The sequence below is a fragment of the Salinirubellus litoreus genome, assembly GCF_037335815.1.
Lineage (GTDB): Archaea > Halobacteriota > Halobacteria > Halobacteriales > Haloarculaceae > Salinirubellus > Salinirubellus litoreus.
Genome location: NZ_CP147841.1, coordinates 3,390,265 through 3,414,146, shown reverse-complemented (window position 1 = coordinate 3,414,146; position 23,882 = coordinate 3,390,265). Strand labels below are relative to the sequence as shown.

At 69.3% G+C, this 23,882-nt stretch carries 29 protein-coding genes; 11 read left to right on the top strand and 18 right to left on the bottom strand.

The features are described from left to right. Positions 1 to 124: 124 nt before the first annotated feature. The 10 genes from WDJ58_RS17020 to WDJ58_RS16975 form a co-directional block, all read right to left on the bottom strand. Positions 125 to 286, bottom strand: a complete 162-nt coding sequence (locus WDJ58_RS17020) for a hypothetical protein (protein WP_338914487.1) — start codon at positions 284 to 286, stop codon at positions 125 to 127. Positions 287 to 525: 239 nt separating this feature from the next. Continuing rightward, the gene (gene thrS / locus WDJ58_RS17015) at positions 526 to 2,463 is read right to left on the bottom strand and encodes a threonine--tRNA ligase (RefSeq protein ID WP_338914485.1); all 1,938 of its coding nucleotides are present in this window, start codon (positions 2,461 to 2,463) and stop codon (positions 526 to 528) included. Between the two features lie 126 nt (positions 2,464 to 2,589). Beyond that, on the bottom strand, positions 2,590 to 2,919 hold the full coding sequence (locus WDJ58_RS17010; protein ID WP_338914484.1) for a hypothetical protein: 330 nt from the start codon (positions 2,917 to 2,919) through the stop codon (positions 2,590 to 2,592). 412 nt (positions 2,920 to 3,331) lie between these two features. After that, positions 3,332 to 3,952 (bottom strand): RAD55 family ATPase, encoded by a 621-nt coding sequence (locus tag WDJ58_RS17005; protein WP_338914483.1) that lies wholly within the window; start codon positions 3,950 to 3,952, stop codon positions 3,332 to 3,334. A gap of 30 nt (positions 3,953 to 3,982) precedes the next feature. Next, positions 3,983 to 4,108, bottom strand: coding sequence for a hypothetical protein (locus tag WDJ58_RS17000; RefSeq protein ID WP_338914482.1), 126 nt, complete (start codon positions 4,106 to 4,108; stop codon positions 3,983 to 3,985). Positions 4,109 to 4,126: 18 nt separating this feature from the next. Continuing rightward, on the bottom strand, positions 4,127 to 4,561 hold the full coding sequence (locus tag WDJ58_RS16995) for a PaaI family thioesterase (RefSeq protein ID WP_338914481.1): 435 nt from the start codon (positions 4,559 to 4,561) through the stop codon (positions 4,127 to 4,129). Further along, entirely contained in the window at positions 4,558 to 5,625 is a 1,068-nt protein-coding gene (locus WDJ58_RS16990) for a dipeptide epimerase (protein WP_338914480.1), read from the bottom strand. Before WDJ58_RS16990 ends, WDJ58_RS16995 begins: the two co-directional genes overlap by 4 nt. Then, on the bottom strand, positions 5,622 to 6,665 hold the full coding sequence (locus WDJ58_RS16985) for a DUF1611 domain-containing protein (RefSeq protein ID WP_338914479.1): 1,044 nt from the start codon (positions 6,663 to 6,665) through the stop codon (positions 5,622 to 5,624). Before WDJ58_RS16985 ends, WDJ58_RS16990 begins: the two co-directional genes overlap by 4 nt. 153 nt (positions 6,666 to 6,818) lie before the next feature. Next, positions 6,819 to 7,709 (bottom strand): Vms1/Ankzf1 family peptidyl-tRNA hydrolase, encoded by an 891-nt coding sequence (locus WDJ58_RS16980; RefSeq protein WP_338914477.1) that lies wholly within the window; start codon positions 7,707 to 7,709, stop codon positions 6,819 to 6,821. 112 nt (positions 7,710 to 7,821) lie between these two features. After that, positions 7,822 to 8,178: a DUF5802 family protein gene (locus tag WDJ58_RS16975; RefSeq protein ID WP_338914476.1), complete on the bottom strand. Its 357-nt coding sequence runs from the start codon at positions 8,176 to 8,178 to the stop codon at positions 7,822 to 7,824. 197 nt (positions 8,179 to 8,375) lie between these two features. On the opposite strand from WDJ58_RS16975, the gene WDJ58_RS16970 reads away from it, so the two are divergent. The 3 genes from WDJ58_RS16970 (at position 8,376) to WDJ58_RS16960 (ending at position 11,346) form a co-directional block, all read left to right on the top strand. After that, complete coding sequence (locus WDJ58_RS16970) at positions 8,376 to 9,017, top strand: DUF1405 domain-containing protein (protein ID WP_380661099.1); 642 nt, start codon at positions 8,376 to 8,378, stop codon at positions 9,015 to 9,017. Between the two features lie 98 nt (positions 9,018 to 9,115). Beyond that, positions 9,116 to 10,552 (top strand): hypothetical protein, encoded by a 1,437-nt coding sequence (locus tag WDJ58_RS16965; RefSeq protein WP_338914475.1) that lies wholly within the window; start codon positions 9,116 to 9,118, stop codon positions 10,550 to 10,552. Positions 10,553 to 10,662: 110 nt separating this feature from the next. After that, the gene (locus WDJ58_RS16960) at positions 10,663 to 11,346 is read left to right on the top strand and encodes an ArsR/SmtB family transcription factor (protein WP_338914474.1); all 684 of its coding nucleotides are present in this window, start codon (positions 10,663 to 10,665) and stop codon (positions 11,344 to 11,346) included. Between the two features lie 54 nt (positions 11,347 to 11,400). On the opposite strand, the gene WDJ58_RS16955 is transcribed toward WDJ58_RS16960, so the two are convergent. After that, a complete protein-coding gene (locus WDJ58_RS16955; RefSeq protein WP_338914473.1) occupies positions 11,401 to 11,910 on the bottom strand; it encodes a hypothetical protein in 510 nt (169 codons plus the stop codon). Positions 11,911 to 12,142: 232 nt separating this feature from the next. On the opposite strand from WDJ58_RS16955, the gene WDJ58_RS16950 reads away from it, so the two are divergent. Genes WDJ58_RS16950 through WDJ58_RS16940 form a run of 3 tightly spaced genes read left to right on the top strand, consistent with a single transcriptional unit; the run spans position 12,143 to position 14,728 of the window. After that, the gene (locus WDJ58_RS16950) at positions 12,143 to 12,439 is read left to right on the top strand and encodes a hypothetical protein (protein WP_338914472.1); all 297 of its coding nucleotides are present in this window, start codon (positions 12,143 to 12,145) and stop codon (positions 12,437 to 12,439) included. A 35-nt stretch (positions 12,440 to 12,474) separates the two neighbouring features. Continuing rightward, a complete protein-coding gene (gene gatD, locus WDJ58_RS16945; RefSeq protein WP_338914471.1) occupies positions 12,475 to 13,731 on the top strand; it encodes a Glu-tRNA(Gln) amidotransferase subunit GatD in 1,257 nt (418 codons plus the stop codon). Positions 13,732 to 13,783: 52 nt separating this feature from the next. Continuing rightward, complete coding sequence (locus tag WDJ58_RS16940) at positions 13,784 to 14,728, top strand: GNAT family N-acetyltransferase (RefSeq protein ID WP_338914470.1); 945 nt, start codon at positions 13,784 to 13,786, stop codon at positions 14,726 to 14,728. Here the strand turns inward: WDJ58_RS16940 and WDJ58_RS16935 are convergent. Continuing rightward, positions 14,725 to 15,315 carry a helix-turn-helix domain-containing protein gene (locus WDJ58_RS16935; RefSeq protein WP_338914469.1) on the bottom strand — a complete coding sequence of 197 codons (591 nt, stop codon included), beginning with the start codon at positions 15,313 to 15,315 and terminating at the stop codon, positions 14,725 to 14,727. The two genes, WDJ58_RS16940 and WDJ58_RS16935, sit on opposite strands and share 4 nt — an antisense overlap. A gap of 147 nt (positions 15,316 to 15,462) precedes the next feature. Between WDJ58_RS16935 and WDJ58_RS16930 the strand changes: the two genes are divergently transcribed. Then, positions 15,463 to 15,828: a DUF6176 family protein gene (locus WDJ58_RS16930; protein WP_338914468.1), complete on the top strand. Its 366-nt coding sequence runs from the start codon at positions 15,463 to 15,465 to the stop codon at positions 15,826 to 15,828. Here WDJ58_RS16930 and WDJ58_RS16925 read toward each other — a convergent pair. After that, positions 15,815 to 16,093: a ubiquitin-like small modifier protein 1 gene (locus WDJ58_RS16925; RefSeq protein ID WP_338914467.1), complete on the bottom strand. Its 279-nt coding sequence runs from the start codon at positions 16,091 to 16,093 to the stop codon at positions 15,815 to 15,817. The genes WDJ58_RS16930 and WDJ58_RS16925 overlap by 14 nt on opposite strands. 152 nt (positions 16,094 to 16,245) lie before the next feature. On the opposite strand from WDJ58_RS16925, the gene WDJ58_RS16920 reads away from it, so the two are divergent. Beyond that, entirely contained in the window at positions 16,246 to 16,527 is a 282-nt protein-coding gene (locus WDJ58_RS16920; RefSeq protein WP_338914466.1) for a hypothetical protein, read from the top strand. Positions 16,528 to 16,582: 55 nt separating this feature from the next. After that, entirely contained in the window at positions 16,583 to 16,894 is a 312-nt protein-coding gene (locus tag WDJ58_RS16915; protein WP_338914465.1) for a GYD domain-containing protein, read from the top strand. A gap of 79 nt (positions 16,895 to 16,973) precedes the next feature. Here the strand turns inward: WDJ58_RS16915 and WDJ58_RS16910 are convergent, their stop codons facing one another. The 4 genes from WDJ58_RS16910 to gatC form a co-directional block, all read right to left on the bottom strand. Beyond that, complete coding sequence (locus WDJ58_RS16910) at positions 16,974 to 17,330, bottom strand: hypothetical protein (RefSeq protein ID WP_338914464.1); 357 nt, start codon at positions 17,328 to 17,330, stop codon at positions 16,974 to 16,976. Then, a complete protein-coding gene (locus WDJ58_RS16905) occupies positions 17,327 to 18,073 on the bottom strand; it encodes a type IV pilin N-terminal domain-containing protein (RefSeq protein WP_338914463.1) in 747 nt (248 codons plus the stop codon). The genes WDJ58_RS16910 and WDJ58_RS16905 overlap by 4 nt, the downstream gene beginning before the upstream one ends. 190 nt (positions 18,074 to 18,263) lie before the next feature. Continuing rightward, on the bottom strand, positions 18,264 to 19,535 hold the full coding sequence (gene gatA, locus WDJ58_RS16900; RefSeq protein ID WP_338914462.1) for an Asp-tRNA(Asn)/Glu-tRNA(Gln) amidotransferase subunit GatA: 1,272 nt from the start codon (positions 19,533 to 19,535) through the stop codon (positions 18,264 to 18,266). Continuing rightward, the gene (gene gatC / locus WDJ58_RS16895; protein ID WP_338914461.1) at positions 19,535 to 19,810 is read right to left on the bottom strand and encodes an Asp-tRNA(Asn)/Glu-tRNA(Gln) amidotransferase subunit GatC; all 276 of its coding nucleotides are present in this window, start codon (positions 19,808 to 19,810) and stop codon (positions 19,535 to 19,537) included. The genes gatA and gatC overlap by 1 nt, the downstream gene beginning before the upstream one ends. A 241-nt stretch (positions 19,811 to 20,051) precedes the next feature. On the opposite strand from gatC, the gene WDJ58_RS16890 reads away from it, so the two are divergent. Both WDJ58_RS16890 and WDJ58_RS16885 read left to right on the top strand, forming a co-directional pair. Beyond that, complete coding sequence (locus tag WDJ58_RS16890; protein ID WP_338914460.1) at positions 20,052 to 21,029, top strand: transcription initiation factor IIB; 978 nt, start codon at positions 20,052 to 20,054, stop codon at positions 21,027 to 21,029. A 46-nt stretch (positions 21,030 to 21,075) separates the two neighbouring features. Further along, complete coding sequence (locus WDJ58_RS16885; RefSeq protein WP_338914459.1) at positions 21,076 to 21,324, top strand: hypothetical protein; 249 nt, start codon at positions 21,076 to 21,078, stop codon at positions 21,322 to 21,324. Between the two features lie 29 nt (positions 21,325 to 21,353). Here the strand turns inward: WDJ58_RS16885 and WDJ58_RS16880 are convergent, their stop codons facing one another. Beyond that, complete coding sequence (locus tag WDJ58_RS16880; RefSeq protein ID WP_338914458.1) at positions 21,354 to 23,726, bottom strand: xanthine dehydrogenase family protein molybdopterin-binding subunit; 2,373 nt, start codon at positions 23,724 to 23,726, stop codon at positions 21,354 to 21,356. Between the last annotated feature and the right edge of the window lie 156 nt (positions 23,727 to 23,882).

Here is a 23,882-nt window from a genome sequence, read left to right as displayed (position 1 = left end):
TGCAGGGAACGTGCGGTCCGCGTCCAGGACGAGTGTACGCGGTTCCGTCCGCCCCCACCAAGCATACCCGTCCGCCGGGCGGATTCCGGGCACCTCGCTCGACGAACGGGCCCCGAGGACGACCTCAGCCGTCGGCGGACGACCCCGTGTCGCTCTCCGGGGCCCGGAGCTCCGTGATCGTGACCGCGTAGACCGCACCGCACTCACACTCGACACGATCCGCGCTCGGGGCGAACGCCTGGCTCCTCCCACAGCTACATTCCAGCGTGAACGTGGGATCCGACATGTGAGTGACCCGTCGTACCGTACTGCAATAAATGACAGGCAATAGTATATATAGCTCGTGGATAATTTTTATCTAGAGTATATTTTGAACTATTAGTAGGTGGTCTGAACGTACGGCGATAACGGGTCGGTTCGTCGGTTTCCCGGCCGTCGAGCGATCCTCGCGTGCGTTCCCCGCACGCCTCCACTGACGGCGAAGTCACCTCTCGACCACCGGAGTCGGAACGTCGGAGCGATCTCCTATCCGTCCGCCAGGAAGTCCGGGGTCGTCCGCTTCTCCGCACGCTCGGCTTCGAGGTGGTCGTAGAACCTCGACGGGTCGACGTCCTTGCGCTCGCGCTCCTGACGGTCCCGCACGGAGACGGTGTTGGCCGCCTCCTCGTCGTCCCCGACGACGAGCATGTACGGCACGCGGTCGTCGTGGGCCCCGCGGATCTTCCGGCCGACGGTCTGGTCGCGGTCCTCGACCGTCGCGCGGAACCCCCGGCTGCCGAGTTCGCGCTTTACCTCCTCGGCGTAGTCGAGGTTGCCGTCGGTGACGGGGAGCACGCGGACCTGCTCGGGGGCGAGCCAGAGCGGGAACCGGCCGTTGAAGTGCTCGATGACGACGCCCATGAACCGCTCGAACGACCCGAGCAGGGCGCGGTGGAGCATCACCGGGCGGTGCTCCTCGTTGTCCTCGCCGACGTAGGAGAGTTCGAGCCGCTCGGGGATGTTGAAGTCGACCTGCACCGTACCGACGGTCCACTCCCGTCCGATGGCGTCGACGGCGTTGATGCCGATCTTCGGGCCGTAGAACGCCGCCTCGCCCTCGTCGACGGCGTACTCGAGCCCCTCGTTCTCGAGGGCGTCCCGTAGCGACTCGGTGGCCTGCTCCCAGATCTCGTCGCTGCCGACCGCGTTCTCGCCCTGCGTCTCGAGGACGTACTTCACGTCCAGATCCACGTCGCCGTAGATCTCCTCGATCACGCCGAGCGCGTCGACGATCTCCCCCTGGATCTGGTCCGGGCGGACGAACGCGTGGCCGTCGTCCTGGGTGAATCCTCGAACCCTGAGCATCCCCGAGAGCTCGCCCGACTGCTCGTTACGGTAGCAGGTGCCGAACTCCGAGAACCGGATCGGGAGGTCCCGGTAGGAGTGTTTCTCCCGGTCGTAGATGTAGGCGTGGTTCGCGCAGTTCATCGGCTTCAGGCCGTACTCCGTGTCGTCCTGGTCCCAGTTGAACATCTCGCCCTGGGCGGTGAAGTTGTCGTAGTGGCCCGTGGGCTTCCAGAGTTCGGCCTTGTTGAGCTCGGGGGTCCAGACCTCCTCGTAACCGAGCTCGTCGTTCTTCGCGCGGATGTACTCCTCCAGTTCGCGGCGGATGCGCATCCCGTTGGGGTGGAAGTGGACACAGCCCGGGGAGTGATCGGGGACCGAGAAGAGATCCATCTCGCGGCCGATCTTCCGGTGGTCGCGCTCCTTGGCCTGCTCGCGCCGTTCGAGGTACTCCTCCAGGTCGGACTCGCTCGGGAACGCCGTCCCGTACACGCGGGTCAGCGAGTCGTTCGACTCGTCGCCCCGCCAGTACGCCGCCGAGATGTCCAGCAGCTCGAACGCCTCGACCTCGCCCGTCGAGTCGACGTGCGGGCCCTGACAGAGGTCCTGCCACCCGTCCTGGACGTAGAAGGATACGGGGTCCTCGTCCGCGGCCTCGGTCTCCAGTATATCGCGCTTGTAGGGGTTGTCCTCGTAGATCTCGAACGCCTCCTCCCGACTGCGTTCGACCCGCTCGATCTCGTGGTCGGCCTCGACGATCTCGGCCATCTCGGCCTCGATCTCCGCGAGGTCCTCCTGGTCGAGGTCGACGCCCGTGACGTCGTAGTAGAACCCCTCGTCGGTGGCGGGACCGATGGTCAGCTTCGCCTCGGGGTGGAGCCGCTGGAGCGCCTGGGCGAAGACGTGCGCCGCCGAGTGACGGAGCACGCGGAGGTACTCGTCGGACTGGTCGGTGACGATGACGAGGTCTACGTCCGCCTCGAGGGGGGTGTGTCTGTCGACCAGTTCGCCGTCCACCACGCCCGCGACCGTGTCCCGTCCGAGGCCGGGGCCGATCTCGTACGCCACGTCTTCGACCGTCGACCCCGCCTCGACGGAGAGGACGGAGCCGTCGGGTAACGTGACCGCAACGTCGCTCATACCATCACGGAGTCGTGTGGCCGGGATAAGTGTGTTGAGACCCTGCGACGGCGATACACTCCTTCACCGGACGGGCGGTCCGGTCGGGGTTCGTGGCGGTCTGACCGGAGTGCCGGTCCTGCCGTCCTATGCCGAGGAGCGGGACGACGCGTAGCGCGTCCGGTGTCTCGACCACCAGCCCAGCACGTAGCGCTGGAACCTGATGACGACGTTCACCGGTACGAAGGCCCCCAGGGCCGAAGCGGGCCCGATCGAGGGGGAACACTCGTCCGAGCGGCCCGGCCGCCGGGATCGCTCGTCGATACGGGTCCCACAGTCCGGGCACTCGGTCGTGACCCGTGCTGCGGTCGTCCGGACCACCCAGTCGCCGTCGACGTGGCTCTCGTGGTCACAGCCGGGACAGAACAGGGTGGCCTTCGGCCGCGATCGGCCGTCGACTTTCGGGGCGCTCGACATGGGTGAACGGATATGTTTTCCGCGTAAAAGTGTTTGGTCGGAGTAGAATATGGGTATAATTGCGAGATATAGGTATTATACCTCCACTTATCTCTGCCCATGTCCACCAATTCCTCACACCTCCTCCCCTGCCGCCCGGCGACCGCCGACCCGCCTCACGACCGGCAGTCGGCCACTGGGACCCGTCGGAGTGCCCCACTCGGGCGAAGAGCGGGTCGCCGTCGTCGGGCATTCGCCCGAGTAATCGGTGGTCTCACCGATGGTCCGGACGTCAGCAGCCGCGTCGCGCCGACGGCCGGACCCGGGCGGTGTCGCGGCTAGCGACGGGATATTACGACCGGGGTGTGCAGTCGGAGGGTCCCGGAGTGCCGTCGACCGGCGGGGACTGCCGAACGGAGCCACCGACCGGCGGCTACGCGACGTTCCGCGAGGCGTCGACGGCCGCCTCCTCACCGAGATCTAGCTTGATGACGTCCTCGACCGTCTCGCGCGAGCGGTGCTTGGGCACGATGAGGGTGTTCTCTATCCCCTGTTTCTCGACGGTGGTGTCGAGCTTCCACACCATGTCGGCGACGGTGAGCGTCGACTCGCGCAGCGGCGGCGGGTCACAGAGCCGGGTACAGTGACAGACCGCCACCCGGTCGTGGTCCAGCAGGTACTCCTTGAGCCCGTTCAGCAGGTCGACGTACCGGCTCTCGTGGGCGATCTTCTCCAGCGGGTTCATCGTGTCGACGATCACGTGCCGGTCCTCGTCGGTCCGCTGGAGCGCCTCGTGGGTCCGCCGTGCGGGCCGCTCGACGCCGACGAACTCGATGTCGACGTCGCCCCAGAGCAGCTCGTCCAGTTCGTCGCTGACGGCGCGCTCCGACCGATAGGTCGAGAGGTAGAGCCACGAGCGCTCCCCCATCAGCGCGTAGAACAGCGGGTTGACCTGGCTCGCCGGCGGCGAGACCAGCGCGGTGATACTCCCGACCGGGATCCCACCGCCCAGGTGGTGATCCAGCATCCTGATGTTCGTCGATATTCGTTCCATCTCCCCCCTTCCCCGACCGTCCGTCAGGGATCACCGGTACATAAACGATCGATCCGAGTCGTCGAGTGAGTCCCGAACGGCGTCCCGAATTCCCGACCCCGGTCTCCCGGCGAACTCGCCTACTGCGTCGGGGTCGGGCTCTCTGACCTCGGTCACCGGTCCCGGGATCGGCGCTCAGTCGTAACCGATCTCGGGACCGAGTTCGACGCTCGACCGGGCGAACGTTCCCGAGCCGCGGGCGAGTTCGTTCCCCTCCTCGTCGTGACAGACCGCCTCGGCGATGGTCTGCCGGGGGTTGTCGTTGACGACCGCACCGGTGGCCGTCAGGGTGCCCGAGGAGACCGGCCGTTCGAGATAGAGGTGGAAGTCGGTGGTGAGGAGGAAGACGTCCTCGACGAGCGAGTTGGCGGCGAAGAACGCCGCGTCGTCGAGCAGTTTGAAGTAGTAGGAGCCGTGGACGCCGCCCGCCGGGTGGTGCATCGACTCCTCCGCGGTCAGCCGGAGTTCGGCCGCCCCCTCCTCGACGTCGATGTCGATGTCGAGCCCCTGGTTACAGGGCGTCCCCGCGAACATCCGTTCGAGTTTCCGGTAATGTTCGGTCCCGCTCACCCGTCGGTCCCCTCCCGATCGGACGCCGTGCGCGCCCCCGTTCCGGGCGCGTCGAACCTCGTCGGGTCGAGTCGTCCGTCGGGCATCGGCACCCCCTCGTAGGGGTCCTCGGCGAGCAGGAGCGAGCCGTCGAGGTCGGCGTAGTCGAGCAGGGGAGCGAGGTGCGCGCCGGCCGCGATGGAGGCGTTCGATTCGAGCATACACCCGAGCATCACCTCCAGACCGTGCGCGCGTGCCGCGTGGATCGCCTCGATCGCCGGGCGGATCCCTCCTGTTTTCATCAGCTTCAGCGTCACGATGTCCGTCCGGTCGGCCACCTCCGGAACGTCCGTCGCGGTGATACAGGACTCGTCGGCCGCGATCGGTACCGAACTCCGCTCGTAGACGAACCTCAGCCCCTCGGGGTCCTCGGCGGGGACGGGCTGTTCGAGGAACTCGACGCCGAGGTCGGCGAGCCACTCGCTCTTGCGGACCGCCTCGCGGGGGGTCCACGCCTCGTTCGCGTCCACCCGGACCGTCGCGTCGGGGGCCGCCTCCCGTATCGCCTCGATTATCTCCCGGTCCCGGTCCGGGTCGGAACCGAGCTTCACCTTCAGGGTCCCGTAGCCCGCTTCGACGGCTTCCTCCGCACGCTCGCCCATCTCGGCGACCTCGGCCAGCCCGACCGTGAACGACGACGTGACCGTCCGCTCGGGGTCGAGACCCAGGTAGCGGTAGAGCGGCAGGTCGGCCCGCCTGGCCGCGAGGTCGTGGAGCGCGATGTCGACCGCCGCCTTCGCCGCCGGGTTGTTTCGCACTACCCCCTCCATCCGGTCGTGGACCGCGTCGAGCGCGAGCGGGTCGTCGACCTCGTGGACCGCCTCGAACAGCGCGGGCAGCACCGCCTCGACGGTGTCGGCGGTCTCGCCGTAGTGTGCCGAGGGGCCCGCCCCGCCGACGCCGACGTGTTCGCCGTCGTCGATGCGAACCACGACGCTCTCGGTCGTGGCCGTCGTCCCCCGGGAGATGCCGAACGGCACGTCGAGCGGGAGTTCGACCCGCTCGAAGGACGCTTCGAGGGTCATGTCGACTCCTCTATCGCGTCGAGCAGGGGGCCGACCTCGCCCCGGACGGGATCGGCCGCCGGCGCGTCGATGGCGTCGGCGTACTCGATGACTGCGTCGGAGGCGTTCGCGGGTTCGAGCGCACTCGTGTTCAGGGCCCCCCCGACGATCGACGCGTCGTGGACCGAACTGGCGAGATCTTCGTACAGCGAGACGAGCGCCCCGGGGTCGGGGAGCGAGAACGACTCGAAGCCGTGGATGACCTCGCGTCCGGCCTCGTGGGTGAGCACCATCGCGTCGGGCATCGCGCCGTGGAGGATACCACACGTGACCGCCGAGTACGCCGGGTGGACGATGCTCCCCTGACCCTCGACGAAGACGTAGTCGTTCTCGGCACCCGCGTCGAGCACCATCCCCTCGGTCGCGCCGGCGGCGAAGTCCGCGGGGGCGCGGTCGATCACGATGCCCTCGCCGGCGATCATCGCGCCCGTCTGACCCGTCGGGACGAACCCCGCGTCCCAGCCACGGTCGCGCGCTTCCTCGTAGAGCTCCATCGTCGTGGTCATCTTCCCCGTCGAGCAGTCCGAGCCCACCGTGAGGACCACGGTCGCGTCGAGATCGCCGGCTGTCCCCTCCGCGACCGTCAGGTCCTCGGGGGGACGGCGGACGTCCCAGACGTCGACACCGTGTTCCTCGGCCATCCCCGCGATCCGCTCGTCCTCGGCGAGGAAGTAGTGGAGGCCGGCCCAGACGTCCGCGCCGGACTCGATGGCCGTCTCGACGTCACCCCGCCAGGATTCGTCGAACCCGCCGCCGATGGGCGCGATCCCGACCACGAGGACGTCGAACTCGGGGGCGTCGGCCGCCCGCCCGAGGATCGGCGCGTCCTGGACGTCGGGGAGGTAGTCGTGCACCCGGGCGTCGGGGTCGGACTCGGCGATCTCCCGGTCGAGGACCGCGACGACGTCGTGGTCGCTGTACCGGAGGAGACCGACGGCCGTCTTCGCCCGCCCGGGGAACTTCTCGTGTGCGAGTATCGCGATACGCGTCCCGTCCTGCATACCCGGCCCCTCAGCAGGTGGGTGTATAAACGGCCCGGCGAGCGGCGAGTCTCGCCGGCGAGACCGGCGGCTCATACGGGTTGTTGTAACGATTTACCGGCGATCACGGACCCCGTTCGAGTGCTCGCCGGTAAAGGACTACAACAACCCGTATCAGAGCCCGTAACAGGTCGTCGTCCAGAGGTCACGGACCGCATCGTCGAGGGCGGGCTCGGGATCGCCCGTGGCGTCGACCGGCTTCGTGATGCGCGCCACGTCGTCGAGTTCCGAGAGAACCGCACGCTCGCCGGTGAGGTAGAGCGGTCCCTCGACCGATTCGAGCGCCTCCCGGCACCGATCGAGGTGGTCGTCGATCTGCCCGTCACGAATGCGTTCGAACCGGCCCTGCGAGAACCCGCCCTTCGAGTGATCGCCCTTCACGTCCGACTCGAACCCCTCGAAGCCCACCCGCTCGGGACCGTCGAACCGGCCGAGCGCGAACACGTCGGCGCGGACGATCCCGACCGCGTGCTCGCCCGTGGGCAGGAACCACGACTGCTCGATTCGAGGGGTAGCGCCCCACTCGACGAACGGGTCGGGGGCGATCGGCGGCCGGAGCGCCACCGCCAGCGTGCCGGCGTCGTCGGCCACCGCGAGACACGGCGCCGCGCGCCGGAGGAGCGGGGTTCTGTCGCTGAGCAGGTCCGCGAGTTCGTCGGGGACCGTCCCGTCGATCATCGCGGTGAGCACCCCCTCCGGGCCGGCGTCGAACGACTCCAGCCGCGAGAGGACCGATTCGAGTCGGGTCCCGCGGAGCCGCTCCTCCCGGCGGAACGCGAGGTCGCGGGTCTCGCCCCCGTTCGCGTCCGCCTCGACCCGACCCTCGAGGTCGGCGATCCGGTCCTCGAGCCGGTTGACGCGCTCCTCGGCGTCCTGCCGCGCGGTCGTGGCCTCGCGCCGGCGCTCGCGCTCGGCCTCTAGCTCCCGCTCCCGGTGGTGGAGCTCCTCCTCCAGTTCGTCGATCCGCTCGCGGAGCGCGGTGCGACCCAGCAGGTCGTCGAGCATACCCGGCGAGACGGCCGCCAGCAGTTAAACCTGTAGTCGCGCTCGCGACCGTCGGCCCCCCGCGGACGAACGCCCCCAGCCCACGAGCGGGAACGGGCGGGCGCGACTGTGCCTACACGCCCACGCCCGGCAGTTCGGACTCGATGTCGAGGAGCTGTCGCGCCCGGTCGGCCTTGGCGAGGAACACCTCGCTCAGCGCCGGGAGGTTCCGGACGCCGGTCCGTTCGACCACCTCGTCGGGGAGTGCGACCGTCCGCTCGGGGACGCCGTCCGCCCCGTGGATCGGGAGGTGCGCCCCGCCGATCTTCATCACCAGCGGGAGGTCCAGTCGCTCGACCCCGACGCCTTCGGCGTAGAGCTGTTCGTTGACCCGCTCGTGCTGGTCGCGGTGCATGACCGCGCGATCCCCACTGTGCGGCTCGACGTAGAGCCGCCCCAGGTAGTAGCCGCTCGAGAACTCCTCGAACATCGTCTATGGATTGTGTGTCACTCTCACACATAAGGGTTGGCCGGACCTCTTTTATCGACTCGCAATCAGGGGGTTCGTCGGTCCGGGAGACGCCGGTGGGGCGCGCGGCTCGATGGCCGACGATCGGTCGAGGGCCGCGGCGGTCGCCGGGGGAGCGGTCCCGACACGCCTTTGCGGGCCGGCCACGCATCCGGGGTGTGAACCCCATCCCGGAGCGCTACGCGAGGTACTACCTGGAGGCGGCACCCTCGCTCTCGGTGCTGGTGTTCGGGAACGCCGTCCTGAGCCTCGTCGGGCTGCGGTTCTACGTCGACCGGGGACTGGCGGAGGTGTCGACGTTCCTCTGGCCGCTGTTCGCGGACTCGCCGACCGCGACGGCGCTGGCGACGCTCTCGTTCGCGACGCTGCTGCCGAACCTCGGTCGAGGGGTCGAGCGAGCACCGGCGAACCTCCCGCTCGCGTACCTCCACACCGTCGCGTTCGTCTGGCTCGTCAAGTACGGTCTCTGGACGGTGCTCGCGCTGAACCTCGGGTTCTCGGCGTACTTTCCCGACCCGTTCGGCTACTTCGGGGTGGTCCTGAGCCACGCCGGGTTCGTCGCCCTGGCGTACCTCATCCCCCGGTACGGGACGACGACGCGCGGCGCGCTCGCGACCGCGCTGGTCCTCTCGCTTCTCAACGACCTCGTCGACTACGGGTTCGGGCTCCACCCGCCCCTCCGGTACGAGCCCGGACTCGCCCTCCCGATCCTCACCGTCGCCCTGTCCGTCGTCGCCGTCGGCCTCGCGTGGGCGGCGTTCCCGACGCGAGGGACGAGGAGGCACCAGAACATCGATTGAACGCTCTCGCCGCACCTGCGGGCGTCTTCGAGCTCGCGTGAACGGATCGAACGAAGCTCTCTTTTTTAGGGGAGGGAGCCAGTAGTGGGTGACGAGAGATGAAGGGGAACGTCGGGTCGGTCGTCGTGCTCGTGGCCCTGGTCGTCCTCGCGGGCGTGGCGACGCCCGCGACGGTCGGGGGTGCGCCGGTGGCTCACCCGGATGGGACAGGGGGCTCCCCGTCGTCGGGTGTCACCGTCGCCGCCTCGCAGGCGGAGGACGGCAACGCGACGAACGACACCGACGGGACGGACGGGGCGTCGAACGGGAGTTCGGACGCGCCTCTGGGTGGGCAGCTCTCCTCGTTCATGTCGGCCTCGGCCGCCGACGCCGAGAACGAGGTCGAATCCGGGATGTTCCTGGCGAGGTGGAACCGGTCGAACGCGAGCCAGCGTACGCGGCTCGTCCGCCAGCGGAGCCAGGAGGTCATGACGCGGATCGCCGAACTCCGCGAGGAGCGCGAGGAACTGCTCGAAGCCGAGAACGTGAGCGCACGCGAACGATCGGAGGCCGCGTGGCTCGCCTCGCATGCGCGCAACCTCGCCCGGGTCCTCGATCAGGTGTCGGAGGCGGCCGAGCGGGAGAACGTGTCCGTCGACCCTGACGACATCGAGGAGCTCCGGCGGAGCGCCCGGAACATCTCCGAGGGCCGGGTCGAGGAGCTCGCGACCGGTGTCGCCGACGGCGACGACGAGGGGGACGAGCGCGGACCCCCCGAGGACGCCGGCCCACCGGAGAACGTGGGTCCGGCGAACGGCAGCGATACCGCGAACGGGACCGAGACCGATCAACCGGGACCACCCGGCGAACGGGGGAACGGGACCGACGCCGGCCCTCCCGACGACCCCGGCAGTGAGGGCGTCGGGGAGGACGGCGGGCCGACTGAGGGCCCGCCCGGGAAGGAGACGGATGACGACGGCGAGAGGGCGGACGACGGCGAGAGAGCGTCGGGCAACGGCGGTGGTCAGGGAAACGGTGACGCCCCCGGGGAGAGCGGGAACTCCGGGGGGGTGGGGGACGGACGCGCCGACGGCGGGAACGGCGTCGAAGGGGCGAACGGGAGCGACGACGACACGGGTGACGGTAACGGGAACGGTTCTGCCGAGCGCGATCCGGGGGAGGGAAGTGAGGACACCGAGGGCGGTGTGAACGAAGGCGAGAACGGTCGGCCCGACGACGCCCCACCGAGTAGTCCGGGGGCTCCCGGGGGATCGAACGGGGACGCGGGAGACGACGAGTCGGAAAACGACGAGACCCCTGGAGTGGAGGGGGAGAACGGGAACGAGGGCGAGGGTGACGACGCCGACCCCGCGGAGGCCCCCGGCCAGGGGAATGACGAGGGTCGTTCGGGGAGCGACGTGCCCCCCGTACGCGGTGATCCCGGCGGGAACGACGAGAGCCAGGACGACGACTCGGAGGACGAGGACGGGGACGGGCGTGGGAACGGGGCCGACGAGGGCGGCGACGGCGGGCGTGGGAGCGACCGGGGGAACTGATACCGACACGTGGCCCCGGCTCGCGTTCGCGGGTGCGACGGGGTCGACTGCCGCCGACCGGTCTGTCGCGGGGAGACACCCTTTTTTCCGCTCGGCCCCAACCACCGTCGATGGATTCCGCCGCGCTGCTCGACCTGTTGGGGAACGAGAACCGTCGGCGAATCCTCCGCCTGCTCGCACGCAAACCGTGCTACGTCACCGAGATATCCGACTACCTCGGGGTGAGTCCGAAGGCGGTCATCGACCACCTGCGCAAGCTCGAGGAGGCGGGGCTGGTCGACTCGCGCGTCGACAGCCAGCGCCGCAAGTACTTCTCCATCGCGCGGAACCTCCGGCTGGAGGTGAACGTCACGCCGTACGGTTTCGGCGCGAAGTCCGCCTATCCCGCGTCCAGGGGGCTGGATATGAACCGGTGTCGCTACCTCTCGCTCGACGTCGGCCGGTCGGGGGAGTCCGAGCCCGGGGGTGACCCCGAGGGGCTCGAATCGCTGGCGACCGAACTCGACCGGCTCGAGAGCCTGGAGAACGAACTCTCGATGGCCCAGCGGTGGGTACAGGGCCGTCTGACCGACGTCATGGACCGCCTCTCCGAGGAGTTCGACACCCGGGGCGGGCTCGACGGCCGGTTCTACGCGGAGGTCCTCTCGGCGATGGCGAACGGGGTCGACACCGTCCCGAAGCTCTCCCGACGGGTCGACGCGGCCCCGGAGATGGTCGAGGAGGCCCTCTCGGTACTCGCGCGCTACGACGTGGTGAGTCACGACGGTGACCGCTGGCAGATAACCGAGGCGTGAGACGAGACGACAGCCGTCCGGCCCGAGCGTCAGTGAGTGCCCGCGAGAGACCGCTCAGAGCGAACGGGTGGCCCCGTCGCGGAGGTCGCGGCCGAAGTAGTGACCGAGGACGGCCGCGAGCGCGCCGGCGGTCGCGCCGACGGCGGCGAGCGGCAGGGCGAGGTCGGCCACGATCGAGAGCACGAACTGGTCGAGCAGGAGGCCGACGCCCGCGGTCGCCGCGCCCGCGACGAGCAGTTCGAGGTAGCCCCGGCGGCCGAGGGTCCCGAGGAGGAAGCCCGCGGCGAAGATACCGACGAGTCCCAGGATCCCACCCAGGAACGGGACCGCGCCCACGAGCGGGACGGCGCTCCCGAGGAGGAACCCGCCGAGCGTGAGGACGAACGCGAGGAGGAACCCGCGGGGAGAGAAGACGCCGCCGAGTCGACCCCGGATACGGCCGCGACCGCGGCTCCGTTCTCCCCGCCGTCCGTCGGGCTCGCGGTCGGCGTCGGCGTCCCCGTCGAGGTCGTCACCGACCACCTCCTGGTCGAGATCCTGGAGGAGGTCGTCCGTTTGGCTCATACCTGCCGTTGGTCGCGCGGATACATCGGTCTTTCCCGGACCCGGTCGGGTCGGAGGGTTGAGGGCGGACCACCGCGTGGGAGGGCCATGACGGACGTCTCGCTCGACGGACGGCTGTTCCGGCCGGTGGAGAACCACGATGGCGAGGTCGGCGGGTCGACGACCTTCGAGTACCACGATAGTAGCGTTTGGAACCGATGACACACGCCGGACGGGGACGGTCCTCTCGTCCGTGAGTAAAGACTTCCAAACGCTACTAGAGGAGGACGACCTCATATGGGCACGATACTCGGGCGGCGTGATCCGTCTCGGCTTCCTCGTCGGCGTTCGACGGGGGGATTCGCTCTCCGCGCGGTACGCGCAGGTGACGGTCGACGGCGGGACGGCCACGGGTCACACCGAGAGCCGGATCGAGGGCCTCGCGGACGGTCGCCTCCGCCTCCGGGAGGACTGGTCGTGGGACTCGCGTGAGGGCTCCGGGGAGAGTATCGTCGAGGAGATCCGGGAGGACCGAGGTCCGGACGCATAGGTGCTTTCAAGTCCGGCGACGGGGAACCTCGGGACATGAATCCGGGAGACAGGGTCCGCGTCGAACGGGGCGGGACCGTCTACGAGGGTGTCCTCCTCCCCTCGACGACGCCCGAGGAGTTCGTCGTCAAGCTCGACGGCGGCTACAACGTCGGCGTGGCCCGCGACGACGCCGACGCCGACGTCCTCGAATCCGACGTCTACGACGTCGAGTCGGCCCAGGACGCCGACGACGACGGGACCTCCGCGATCGAGTTCGACGACGACCTCCCCACGGTAGCGCTCATCTCGACCGGGGGGACCATCGCCTCGACGGTCGACTACCGGACGGGCGCGGTCACCGCACAGTTCGACGCCGAGGACGTCCTCCGGGCGGTCCCCGACCTCGCGGGTCGGGCGAACTACCGGGGACGCGTCGTCGCCAACATCCTCTCGGAGAACATGCGTCCAGCCATCTGGCAGGACCTCGCGCACGCCATCCACGAGGAGATCGAGGCCGGCGCGGATGGGGTGGTCGTCATGCACGGCACCGACACGATGCAGTACTCGGCGTCGGCGATGTCGTTCGCGCTCGATACGCCCGTCCCCGTGGTGTTCACGGGGAGCCAGCGGTCGGCCGATCGGCCCTCCTCGGACAACGTGATGAACGCGGTCTGTGCGGTCGAAGCTGCCAAATCCGACGCCGCGGAGGTGATGGTCTGCATGCACGCCACGTCCTCGGACGACGTCTGTGCGCTCCACCGCGGCACCCGCGTCCGCAAGAACCACACCTCCCGCCGTGACGCCTTCGAGACAGTCGGTGCCGAGCCGATGGGCAAGGTCGACTACGCGACCGGCGAGGTGTCCTTCCGCCGCGAGTACGCCGAACGCGGCGAGGCCGACCTCGCGGTCCACCCGGATCTGGAGACGGAGGTCGAGCTGCTCAAGTTCGTCCCCGGGATGGACCCCGCCGTGCTCGACGTCTACGAGGGGAAGGCGGGGCTCGTCGTCGAGGGCACCGGTCTGGGCCACGTGAACACCGATCTCATCCCGCGGCTGGCCGAACTCGTCGAGGACGGGACGACCGTCGTGATGACCTCCCAGTGTCTGGAGGGGCGGGTCTGTGATCGCGTGTACGACACCGGGCGCGACCTCCTGGAGGCGGGGGTCATCGAGGGGGAGGACACCCTCCCGGAGACGGCCGTCGTGAAGCTGATGTGGGTGCTGGCGAACCTGGAGGGGGCGTCGATCGAGGACGCGATGGGCCGCTCGCTCGCCGGCGAGATACAGGCGCGGTCGACCCCGTGGCTGTGAACGTGACTGGTCCGACCCGACCGGCCGCGAGCGCGTCCCCGTCCCCCGTTCGATGACGCCCGACCCGACTCGCGAGTTCGAACTCCGCGGTGCCCGTCCCGAGGACCGCGAGGCGGTCGTCGCCTTCACCGAGGACACCTGGCCGGAACGCGGCGGCGACTACGTCCCCCACGTCTACGAGGACTGGATGGAGACGGAGGGGAAGGGCCAGCGGACGCTCGTGCTCGACCCCGTCGGGTCGGAGGGCCTCGCGGGTATCGCCCAGGTGACGCTCCTCTCGGGACACGAGGCGTGGGCACAGGCGATGCGGGTGAACCCCGACTACCGTGGGCTGGGCGTCTCCCCGCGGCTCACGAACGGGCTGTTCGACTGGGCGGCCGATTCGGGCGCGTCCGTGTGTCGCAACATGGTGTTCTCGTGGAACGAGGCCGGCCTCGGCCACTCCCGATCGGTGGGGTTCGAGCCCGTCACGGAGTTCCGGTGGGCGCACCCCGATCCGGACCCCGACGCGGCGGTCGACGAGTTCGAGGCGTTCGAGGTCACGGGGGTCCCGGAGGCGGCGTGGACGCGCTTCCAGGGCTCGGAAGCGGCGGGCCACCTCCGCGGACTCACGCTCGACCCCGGCGAGTCGTGGGCCCTCTCGGAGTGCTCGATCGATCGGTTCCGGTGGGCGGCCGAGGAGACGGCGAGTATCGCGCTGGTCGACGACGAGCGGATCAGGGCGTGTAGCTACCGAACGAGGGAGTACGAGCGCGAGGACGAGGACGGCGAGGTCCAGACGTGGGCCGAGTACGGCGTCGGCGTCTGGACCGATCTCGCGGCCGCTCGCGGGCTGTTCGCCGCCGTCGCCCGGGACGCCGCCTCGGTCGGTGCCGACCGGACGCGCGTACTGATCCCCGAGACCCCGCGGCACGTCACCGACGCCGCCTACGCGCGGGCGGGCATCGGCGACGAGCCGGACTTCGTGCTGGCGAAGGACCTCGCGGGGCGGGACTAGTCCCCTACCGCGGCCTCCATCACCACCCGTTCCGCGCGCCGGAGCAGCGTCGAGGCGGTCCCCGGAGCGCAGTCGAGCGACTCGGCGACCGAATCGAGGCTCGCCTCTCGCGGGACTGCGTAGTAGCCGAGCGCGAGCGCCGCCTCGACGGCCTCGCGCTGTCTGCCGGTGAGCCGTCCCGCCAGCGGTGCGTGCCAGTGATCGAACTCGCCGACCCGTCGGACGTCGACGACCATCTCGTCCTCGAACGTCTCGACGAGCGATCCAAGCGCGTCGTCCGGACCGACGAGCGTGAACGTCGACCCTCCGCGACCCACCTCGACGGGCATCACGACGACGACACCGTGATCGTCGAACGCTTCGAGGAACGCCTCGTCGATCGGCCGCATCCGGTATACCACGTAGGCGAAGAACGATCCCTCCATCACCGAGGTCAGGTCGAACGATTCGACGGTGTCGGCGCGGGCGAGCACCTCCCGGAAGGCCGCGATGTCACCCTCGACGTGCGAGAGGTGGGCCCAGTGCTCGCCCGGCAGGTCGGCCACGCCGAGGTTGCGCTCGCGGTCGACCGCGTTGGACGTCTCCACGAACGTCTGTACCGGATGACGGTCATCCGGTGGACGCGAGAGGGTAAGTCGGACGAACCGCACGGGCAACCGTTCCGTCGGACTTCAGTTGAATCCCCTAGACAGTTCGACGGAACGACCAGGACGCTCCCTGCCCCCTTCGGAGATATGGACGTGATCCTGTTGCGGTGCGAGATCGCCGAGGGGAAGACGGCGGAGCTCCGCGAGTTTCTGAAAGGGACGCGCGACCGCGAGGCGGAGGTACTCGACCTGCTCGGGCGTGAGGGGATGTACACCGAGTCGCTGTTCGTCGAGGAGGTGAACGGGACGGACTACCTGCTGTGGTACATGGAGGCCGAGGACGTAGATCGGGTGATCGAGGTCTACGAAGCGGCGACCGACGACGTCGTCTCGGAGTCCGATGGGCTGTTCGGGGAGGCGCTGGTCGGCGGGTTGGAGGGGGCGGTGAACGAGCCCGAACTACTGATGCACGCGGTCGGGCCCGGCCGCCCGTCCGGGACTACCCGCCGCTGACCGGCGGGAACAGCGCGAGCGTGTCCCCCTCCTCGAGCACCGTGTCGTAGCCCTCGTGGCTGACGAACGGGTTCCGCTCGTTCCGGAGGACGCGGATGTGCTCGCGGAGTTCTCCCGCCTCGTCGAGCACCTCCTCCCGGAGTTCGGGATGGGTCTCGAGGAGCTGTTCGAACGCGTCACGGAAGGTGTCCCCGGGACCGGCGTCGACCTCCACCCGCTTGGTCCCGGCCGTCTCGGCGAGGTTGGCGAAGAGCCTCCACTCCATACCCGGTCGTGGGGAGTCGCCGGGTTTAGGGGTTTCCCGTCGCCGGCGTGCCGGCGAGCGTTCGCCGACGGTCGCCTCGAACCCTCGCGCGCACTGAGTCCGTCATATGCAAGCGTAGCATCCATGATCCGAACGCCGTGAGAACGGGGTGCATGCGTCTCCCCGAACTCCGTGACCGCCTCGACGAGGAGTGTACGTTCCCCCTGGAGACCGATCGAGCGGCAGTTCTCCTGGAGAACGTCCGCCTCGATCCGCCGAACGGCGAGCCGGTCGAGCTGTCGACGGTACTGGAGCGCGACGAGGAGACGACGTACCGTTCGAGTCGGGAGCTACACGACTCGGTGCTGGCGAACCTCGACGAGCGACACGTGGGACGCAAGCACTACGACGACCGCTCGCGGACGCCCGCCCGGGAGTACGAGCTCTCGTTCTGACCGGGGCCGCCCGACGAGACGCACTGACCGACGACGACACAAGTAGAACCCCACCATGTCCCTGAACAACGACGACTCGTTCACGAAGTTCCTCACCCTGGTGACCGTCGAAGACGCCGACGTCCAGAACGTCCAGGACCTGACGCGGATCTGGGGGGAGATCCGCGAGGAGTTCCACGGCCTGGACGCGACGCTCGAGGACACGTACGCGGTGCTCGGCGAGATCGACTTCGCCGTGATCTTCGAGGCCCCGACGACCGATGTCGCCTTCAAGGCCGGCGTCACCCTCGAACGGCACGGGCTGGACGCACAGACGATGGAGATAACCTCGACTGACCACTTCGGCGAGATCGTCGAGGACCTCTGAGTCGCCCGGACGGAGCGCCTTCGGGCACCCGGATCCGCGATCGGGAACGCCGCGCCCCCGACTCCGGACCCCCGGCCGCTCAGGCCTCGGCCGGGCACAGGATGACGCTCTCGCCCTCGCCGTTCTCGTCTACGGTGATGGCGCTCGACTCCGTTTCCAGCGAGACGAGCACGACGGCGTCCTGGAAGTCGGCTCCCGAGCCCTCGGTCGAGTGGCTCAGCTCGAACAGGTAGATCGCCTGGTTGTCGTCGAGGACGATCTCCCCGTCATCGACGTAGTCCGCGACGAACTCCGCGGCGTCCTCCTGGTCGCCGAACCCCTCGACGTCGGGTGCCTCCGACCCGTCCCGGAGGACGTGGACGTACGTCCCCTCGTCGTCCTTCGAGTTCACCTCGTGGCCGGCGTAACCACCGTACGACTGCCCCTCCGCCGTCACGACGATCCGCTCGCCGGCAGTCCGGTCGGCGTACGTGGTCGCCCGTGGATTCCCCCGTCGTTGACGTTCCCCGGCCATGGCTCGTCTGTGTCGTCCCCGACGGCAACCTCCACGGTGACCGGGATGTCCGGGCCGCCGGCTCCGTAGGTGAACGCCGTTCCGAGAAGCTCCACCGCCGCGGAGTAGTCGACCGTCGGTTCGACTGACCCCTCCGTGATGACGAACTGGCCCGGCCGGACGGGGACAGTCCGTGAGCTGATGACCTGGCTCCGATCCGGACTCGTCCGCTGGACGAGTCGGACCTCCACCGAGTCGGGGTCGCCGGCACAGACGGTATCGGCGTCGAGCGCGAGCGACACCCGTTCGCCGGCCGACCACTGGCCGTCGGCGAGGTCACCCGTCGGCGGGACTGCGGTCCGGGTCGTCGTGCCCGCGCCCGAGACGACGACCGTCAGCTCCTCGACCGGAAGCGTCTCCCCCGATCGGTGGACGACCTGGAGCGCGTGGGTAGTCTCGTCCTCCCCGACGGTGACCTCGACGGACTGCCCGAGGCCGGCGATCCCTGCGGGGTCGACCAGGTGGTCGATGAAACCGAATCCCATCGACGCGACGATCGCGCTCATGAGGAGTGCGATCGCGACCAGGAGGACGACACCGAGGACCGGTGTCAGCGCTCGCGCGCTCCCGTCCCGGCCGCCGCTCCTCCCCGTCTCCCGCCCGACTCCCCCTCGTCCCTCCGTCATCGTCGGTCCGGTCGAAGGGTCGCCGTCCGGAAGCATGAACACACACGAGCGTTCTCGGGCACTGAAACAGCTCTGTCAGTATCCGGTGAACCACGCCTCGGTGGGGCGGAGCCCGCAGCCGGGGTCACGCGCTTCGCGTCCCCGTCAGCCGCGCGTTCGGCCCGTCCGGCCGTTCGCTGGCGGTGACCGATCAGGCCAGCGCCGACCCGGCCCGGACGAGCGTGCGCTCGTCGAACGCCGGGGCGACGAGCTGGAGTCCCACCGGGAGGCCGTCGGTCTCGCCCACCGGAACCGAGATCGCCGGGAGATCGGCGAGGTTGATGGGGACCGTGTTGGCGTCCGCGAGGTACATCGTGAGCGGGTCGTCGAGGCTCTCGCCCATCTCGAACGGCGGGACGGGCATCGTCGGCGAGGCGACGACGTCGACGTCCTCGAACGCCTCGTCGAAGTCGCGTTTCACCCACGCCCGGGCGTCCTGGGCCTTCGCGTAGTACCTGTCGTGGTATCCGGCCGAGAGCGCGTACGTCCCGAGGAGGATCCGGCGCTTGACCTCCGCGCCGAACCCCTCCTCGCGGGAGGCGGCGAACGACTCGTTCCAGTCGCCGTCGTACCCACCGGAGACGCCGTAACGCACGCCGTCGAACCGGGCGAGGTTGGAGGAGGCCTCGGACATGGCGATGACGTAGTAGGCCTGAACGGCCGTCTCGACCGACGGGAGCGAGACCTCGTGGACGGTCGCGCCCCGCGATTCGAGGTCGTCGACGGCGGCGCGGAACGCCTCGACGACGCCCTCGTCGGCCCCCTCGACGAGCTCCGGGGCGACGCCGATATCGAGACCGTCCACGTCGCCGTCGGCCGCACCGGAGTAGTCCGCACGCCCACCCTCCTCGCGGGTCGTCGCGTCCCGGTCGTCCGGCCCGGAGATCACTTCGAGCAGTTCGGCGGCCTCCTCGACCGTCGGCGCGATAGGGCCGATCTGTTCGAGCGAGTTGGCGTAGGCGACGAGTCCGTAGCGCGAGACGAGCCCGTAGGTGGGTTTGATGCCGACGACGCCACAGAACGCGGCCGGACACCGTATCGACCCGCCCGTGTCCGTCCCGAGCGCGAGATCCGCCTCACCCGAGGCGACGGCCGCCGCCGACCCGCCCGAGGAGCCTCCCGGGACCCGACCGGGTGCGGCGGGGTTCTCCGTGGGTCCGAACGCTGACGTCTCCGTCGTCGTGCCCATGCCGAACTCGTCCATGTTCGTCTTGCCGACGACGGTCGCGCCCGCCTCGCGCAGGCGCTCGACGACCGTCGCGTCGTAGGGCGGGACGTAGTCCGCGAGCATGTTCGACCCGCAGGTGGTCCGCACCCCTTCGGTGGAGATGTTGTCCTTGACCGCGACGGTTCGTCCCGAGAGCGGGCCCTCCTCGGTGGAGGGGATCTCCTCACGGGTGACGAACGCGTTGAGATCCGCCATCAGCCGACCCTCGGTCCCTTGAAGTAGCCGTCCTCGGTCTCCGGGGCGTTCCGGAGCGCCTCCTCCTGGGTGAGCCCATCGTGGACCTCGTCGGGGCGCATCACGTTGTCTAGCTCCTCGTCGGACTCGACCTCAGGGACGTCGTCGAGGGCGTCGAAGTACTCGAGGATGTCGGCGAACTGCTCGGCGAACAGCTCGACCTCCTCGTCGTCGAGGTCGACCCGGGCGAGGCCCGCGACGTGGCGGACCTCCGCGTCGTCCACGCGGTCTGGCATACACGGACACCCGCCCGGGCCGGCGGTAAGGATTTCGGATGGCCACCGTAGGGAGACGACGGCCGTCATCGACCCTGGGACCTCACCGCCGACAGTATCTAATTTGACATTATCGTGGCGAAATCGTGCAGGAAAGACTATTAGGGGACGTGTCGAAGAATTTAAGTCGTTCGGACTCCTTGTGATGGATACGAGCGGATTTTACCCCGCGGAACCCCCAGTCCGCCCCCTTTCACACACAATGTCAGACACCAACGTCAGGCGACTCCAGCGCGAGCGAGGCGAGTCCGAACGGACCGACCCCGAGGAGGAAGAGACCGAAGAACTGACCTGTCCGGAGTGCGGCGGCCGGCTCAGGAACGACGCCGAGCACGGCGAGACGGTCTGTGTCGACTGCGGGCTCGTCGTCGAGGAGGACGAGATCGACCGCGGCCCCGAGTGGCGCGCCTTCGACTCGAAGGAGAAGGACGAGAAGTCCCGTGTCGGCGCGCCGACGACGAACATGATGCACGACAAGGGGCTGTCGACGAACATCGGCTGGCAGGACAAGGACGCCTACGGCCGCCAGCTGTCGAACCGGCAGCGCCAGAAGATGCAGCGGCTGCGCACCTGGAACGAGCGGTTCCGCACCCGTGACTCGAAAGAGCGCAACCTGAAACAGGCGCTGGGCGAGATCGACCGGATGGCGAGCGCGCTCGGACTCCCCGAGAACGTCCGGGAGACCGCCAGCGTCATCTACCGGCGCGCACTCGACGAGGACCTGCTACCCGGCCGCTCGATCGAGGGGGTCTCGACGGCCAGCCTCTACGCGGCGGCCCGGCAGGCCGGAACGCCCCGCTCGCTCGACGAGATCACGGGTGTCTCCCGCGTCGAGAAGGACGAGATCGCCCGCACGTACCGGTACGTGGTTCGCGAGCTGGGCCTGGAGATCAGGCCCGCCGACCCCGAGAGCTACGTCCCGCGGTTCGCCAGCGACCTCGACCTCTCCGACGAGTCCGAACGCCGCGCCCGCGAACTGCTCTCCTCCGCCAAGGAGGCGGGCATCCACTCCGGGAAGTCCCCGGTGGGGCTGGCGGCGGCGGCGGTGTACGCGGCCGCGCTGCTGACCAACGAGAAGGTGACCCAGAGCGAGGTGTCAGACGTCGCGAACATCTCGGAGGTCACCATCCGGAACCGGTACCACGAACTGCTCGAGGCCGAGGACGGCATCGCGGCGTGACTACCCGGACCGGGCCAAGCGCGCGATCCACAGGTCGCAGAGAGCGGTGACGGAGACGTACGTCTGTCCGGTCTGCGGGTCGACGACCGAACGCGACTTCCGCGTCCCGTCGGTGGTCCGGACCTGCGAGAACGGCTGCGGGTTCGTCCACTTCCTCCGCGAGGATCTCCTCGAACTCACCGAGCGGGTCCCCGAAGCCGAGCGACCGGACGACTGGGACGAACTCTCCGGCGAGGAGCGGCTCCGTGTCGCGGTCGGCCGTGGCGATGTCACCCTGGAGGACATCCGGGGCTGAGCCCCGTCGAATCGGAGCGTACCCGGCGGTCAGTCCGCCTCGTCGATCGCCCGCCAGACCTTCTCCGGGAAGAGCGGCGTGTCGAGCGTCCTGACGCCGAGCGGTGCGATCGCGTCGACGACGGCGTTCACGACGGCGGGCGGTGCGCCGATCGCGCCGGCCTCGCCGACGCCCTTCGCCCCGAGCGGGTTGACGGGGCTCTCGGTGACCGTCGAGTCCCACTCCATCTCGGGAATGTACATCGCCTTGGGCATCGCGTAGTCCTGGAGCGACCCCGTCAGGAGGTTGCCGTTGTCGTCGTAGACGGCCTCCTCGTAGAGGGCCTGGCCGACCCCCTGGGCGACGCCCCCGTGGATCTGCCCCTCGACGATCTTCGGGTTGATCTGCGTGCCGACGTCGTCGACGGCGACGTAGCGTTCGAACGCGATCTCCCCCGAGTCGGGATCCACCTCCACGATCGCGATATGAGTGCCGAACGGGAACGTGTAGTTCGAGGGGTCGAAGTACGTGGTGGCTTCCAGCCCCGGCTCCATCCCGTCGGGGAGTTCGTCGGCCCCCTCGTAGGCGACCTCGGCGACCTCCTGGATGGTGATCGACCGGCTCGGGGCACCCGTCACCGAGAACTCGCCGTCCTCGAACTCCAGGTCGGCCTCGCTCACCTCCAGCCGGTGGCCGGCGATCTCGCGGGCCTTCTCCAGCACCTTCCCGGAGCTCTCCCTGAGCGCGCCGCCGCCGACGGGGACGGCCCGGCTCCCGGCCGTGCCGCCCCCCTCCGAGACCTCCGCGGTGTCCCCCTCCAGGATCTCGACGTCCTCGAACGGTACGCCGAGGGTGTTCGCGACGATCTGCGTGTAAGCCGTCTTGTGGCCCGTCCCGATCTCGGCCGTGCCGATCCGGACGACGACCGTGCCGGAGGGTCGGACGTGGACGTCGCCGGTCTCGAACATCCCCGGGGCGGCCCCGCAGGCCTCGACGTAACACGACAGTCCGAGACCGAGGTAGCGGCCCTCCTCGCGGGCCTCGGCCTGGCGCTCGCGGAACCCCTCGTAGTCGACCATCTCCATGGCCCGGTCGAGGGTCTTCTCGTAGTCACCCGAGTCGTAGGTCCGCCCGAGCCCCGACTCGAACGGGAAGTCCTCCGGGTCGATGAAGTTCTTCCGGCGGAACTCCGCGGGGTCCATGTCCAGTTCGCGGGCGACGGTGTCGACCAGCCGCTCGATGAAGTACGTCGCCTCCGGCCGACCCGCGCCCCTGTAAGCCGACGTCGGCGCGGTGTTGGTGAACACCCCCGTGGTGTGGACGTACGCCCCCGGGACGTCGTACTGGCCGTTGGCCATCACGCCGAGGTTCGTGGGAACGCCCGATCCGCCGGGGGCGAGGATCCCGCCGACCGGAACGGTCGTGTCGGCGTGGAACCCGCGGAGGGTACCGTCGTCGTCGACCGCCGCCCTCGCGCTGACGAGGTGGTGGCGGGCGTGGACCATCGTCTGGAAGTCCTCGGTCCGGGGGGCGACCCACTTCACCGGCCGTTCGAGCTCCATCGCACACCAGCCCGCGAGCAGGTGACCGGTGTAGGGGAAGAGCTTCGCGCCGAACCCGCCGCCGACGTCCGGGGGACGCACCCGGATGCGGTGGTCGGGGAGCCCGAGCGTCTTCGAGAGGTCCGCCTGGACCTGGTGTGGGTTCTGCGTGGACATCTCGACGAACAGCTCGTCGTCGGAGGCGCGGTACTGCGCCACCGCCGTCCGGGGCTCCATCGCCGTCGGGCTAACCCGGTTGATCTCGAGGTCGAACTCGACGACGTTGTCCGCGCTCTCCAGGGCCTCCTCGGCCGCCGCCTCGTCGCCGGTGTCCCAGTCGAACGCGACGTTCCCCTCGGCGATATCGTGGATCTGCGGGGCTCCCTCCTCCAGGGCCTCCACGGGATCGGTGACGGCGTCGAGGCGGTCGTAGTCGACGTCGACGGCCCCGACGGCGTCGTGGGCGACGTAGCGGTCCTCCGCGACGACGGCCGCGACGGGCTGGCCCTGATAGGTGACCTTCTCGTCGACCAGCAGCGGGTGGTCGGGGGCGGTCGCACCGGTGTCGGTGTCGGACTCCTCCGACCCGGCCGGGTTGTCCACGCGCATGTAGCCGGGCGCGTCGGAGGCCTCGACGTCCTCCCACGTGACGGTCGCGAGCACGCCGTCCATCGCCTCGGCGGCGCTCGTGTCGATCGAGTTCACCCGTGCGTGGCCGTACTGGCTGCCCAGCAGCGCGAGGTGGACCTCGCCCTGATACTGGAGGTCGTCGGTGTACTCGGCGTCCCCGGTGATGAGGTGGGGGTCCTCACGGCGCTGGACGGCCGAGCCGACGAGTTCGCTCGGGACGGCGTCGCCGCCCTCGATGGTCTCGAAGGACATCCGATCAGTTCGAGTCCTCGTCTCCGCTCGTCCTGATCCGCGTGATACTTCGGCGCATGTGTTGTGGAACCAAACACCCCACCACATGAAAAATGGTTCGCCCTCCCCGGGTCCTCTCCGCTCGCCAGCCCCTACGGTGGCGTTCGCGGGCCGAGC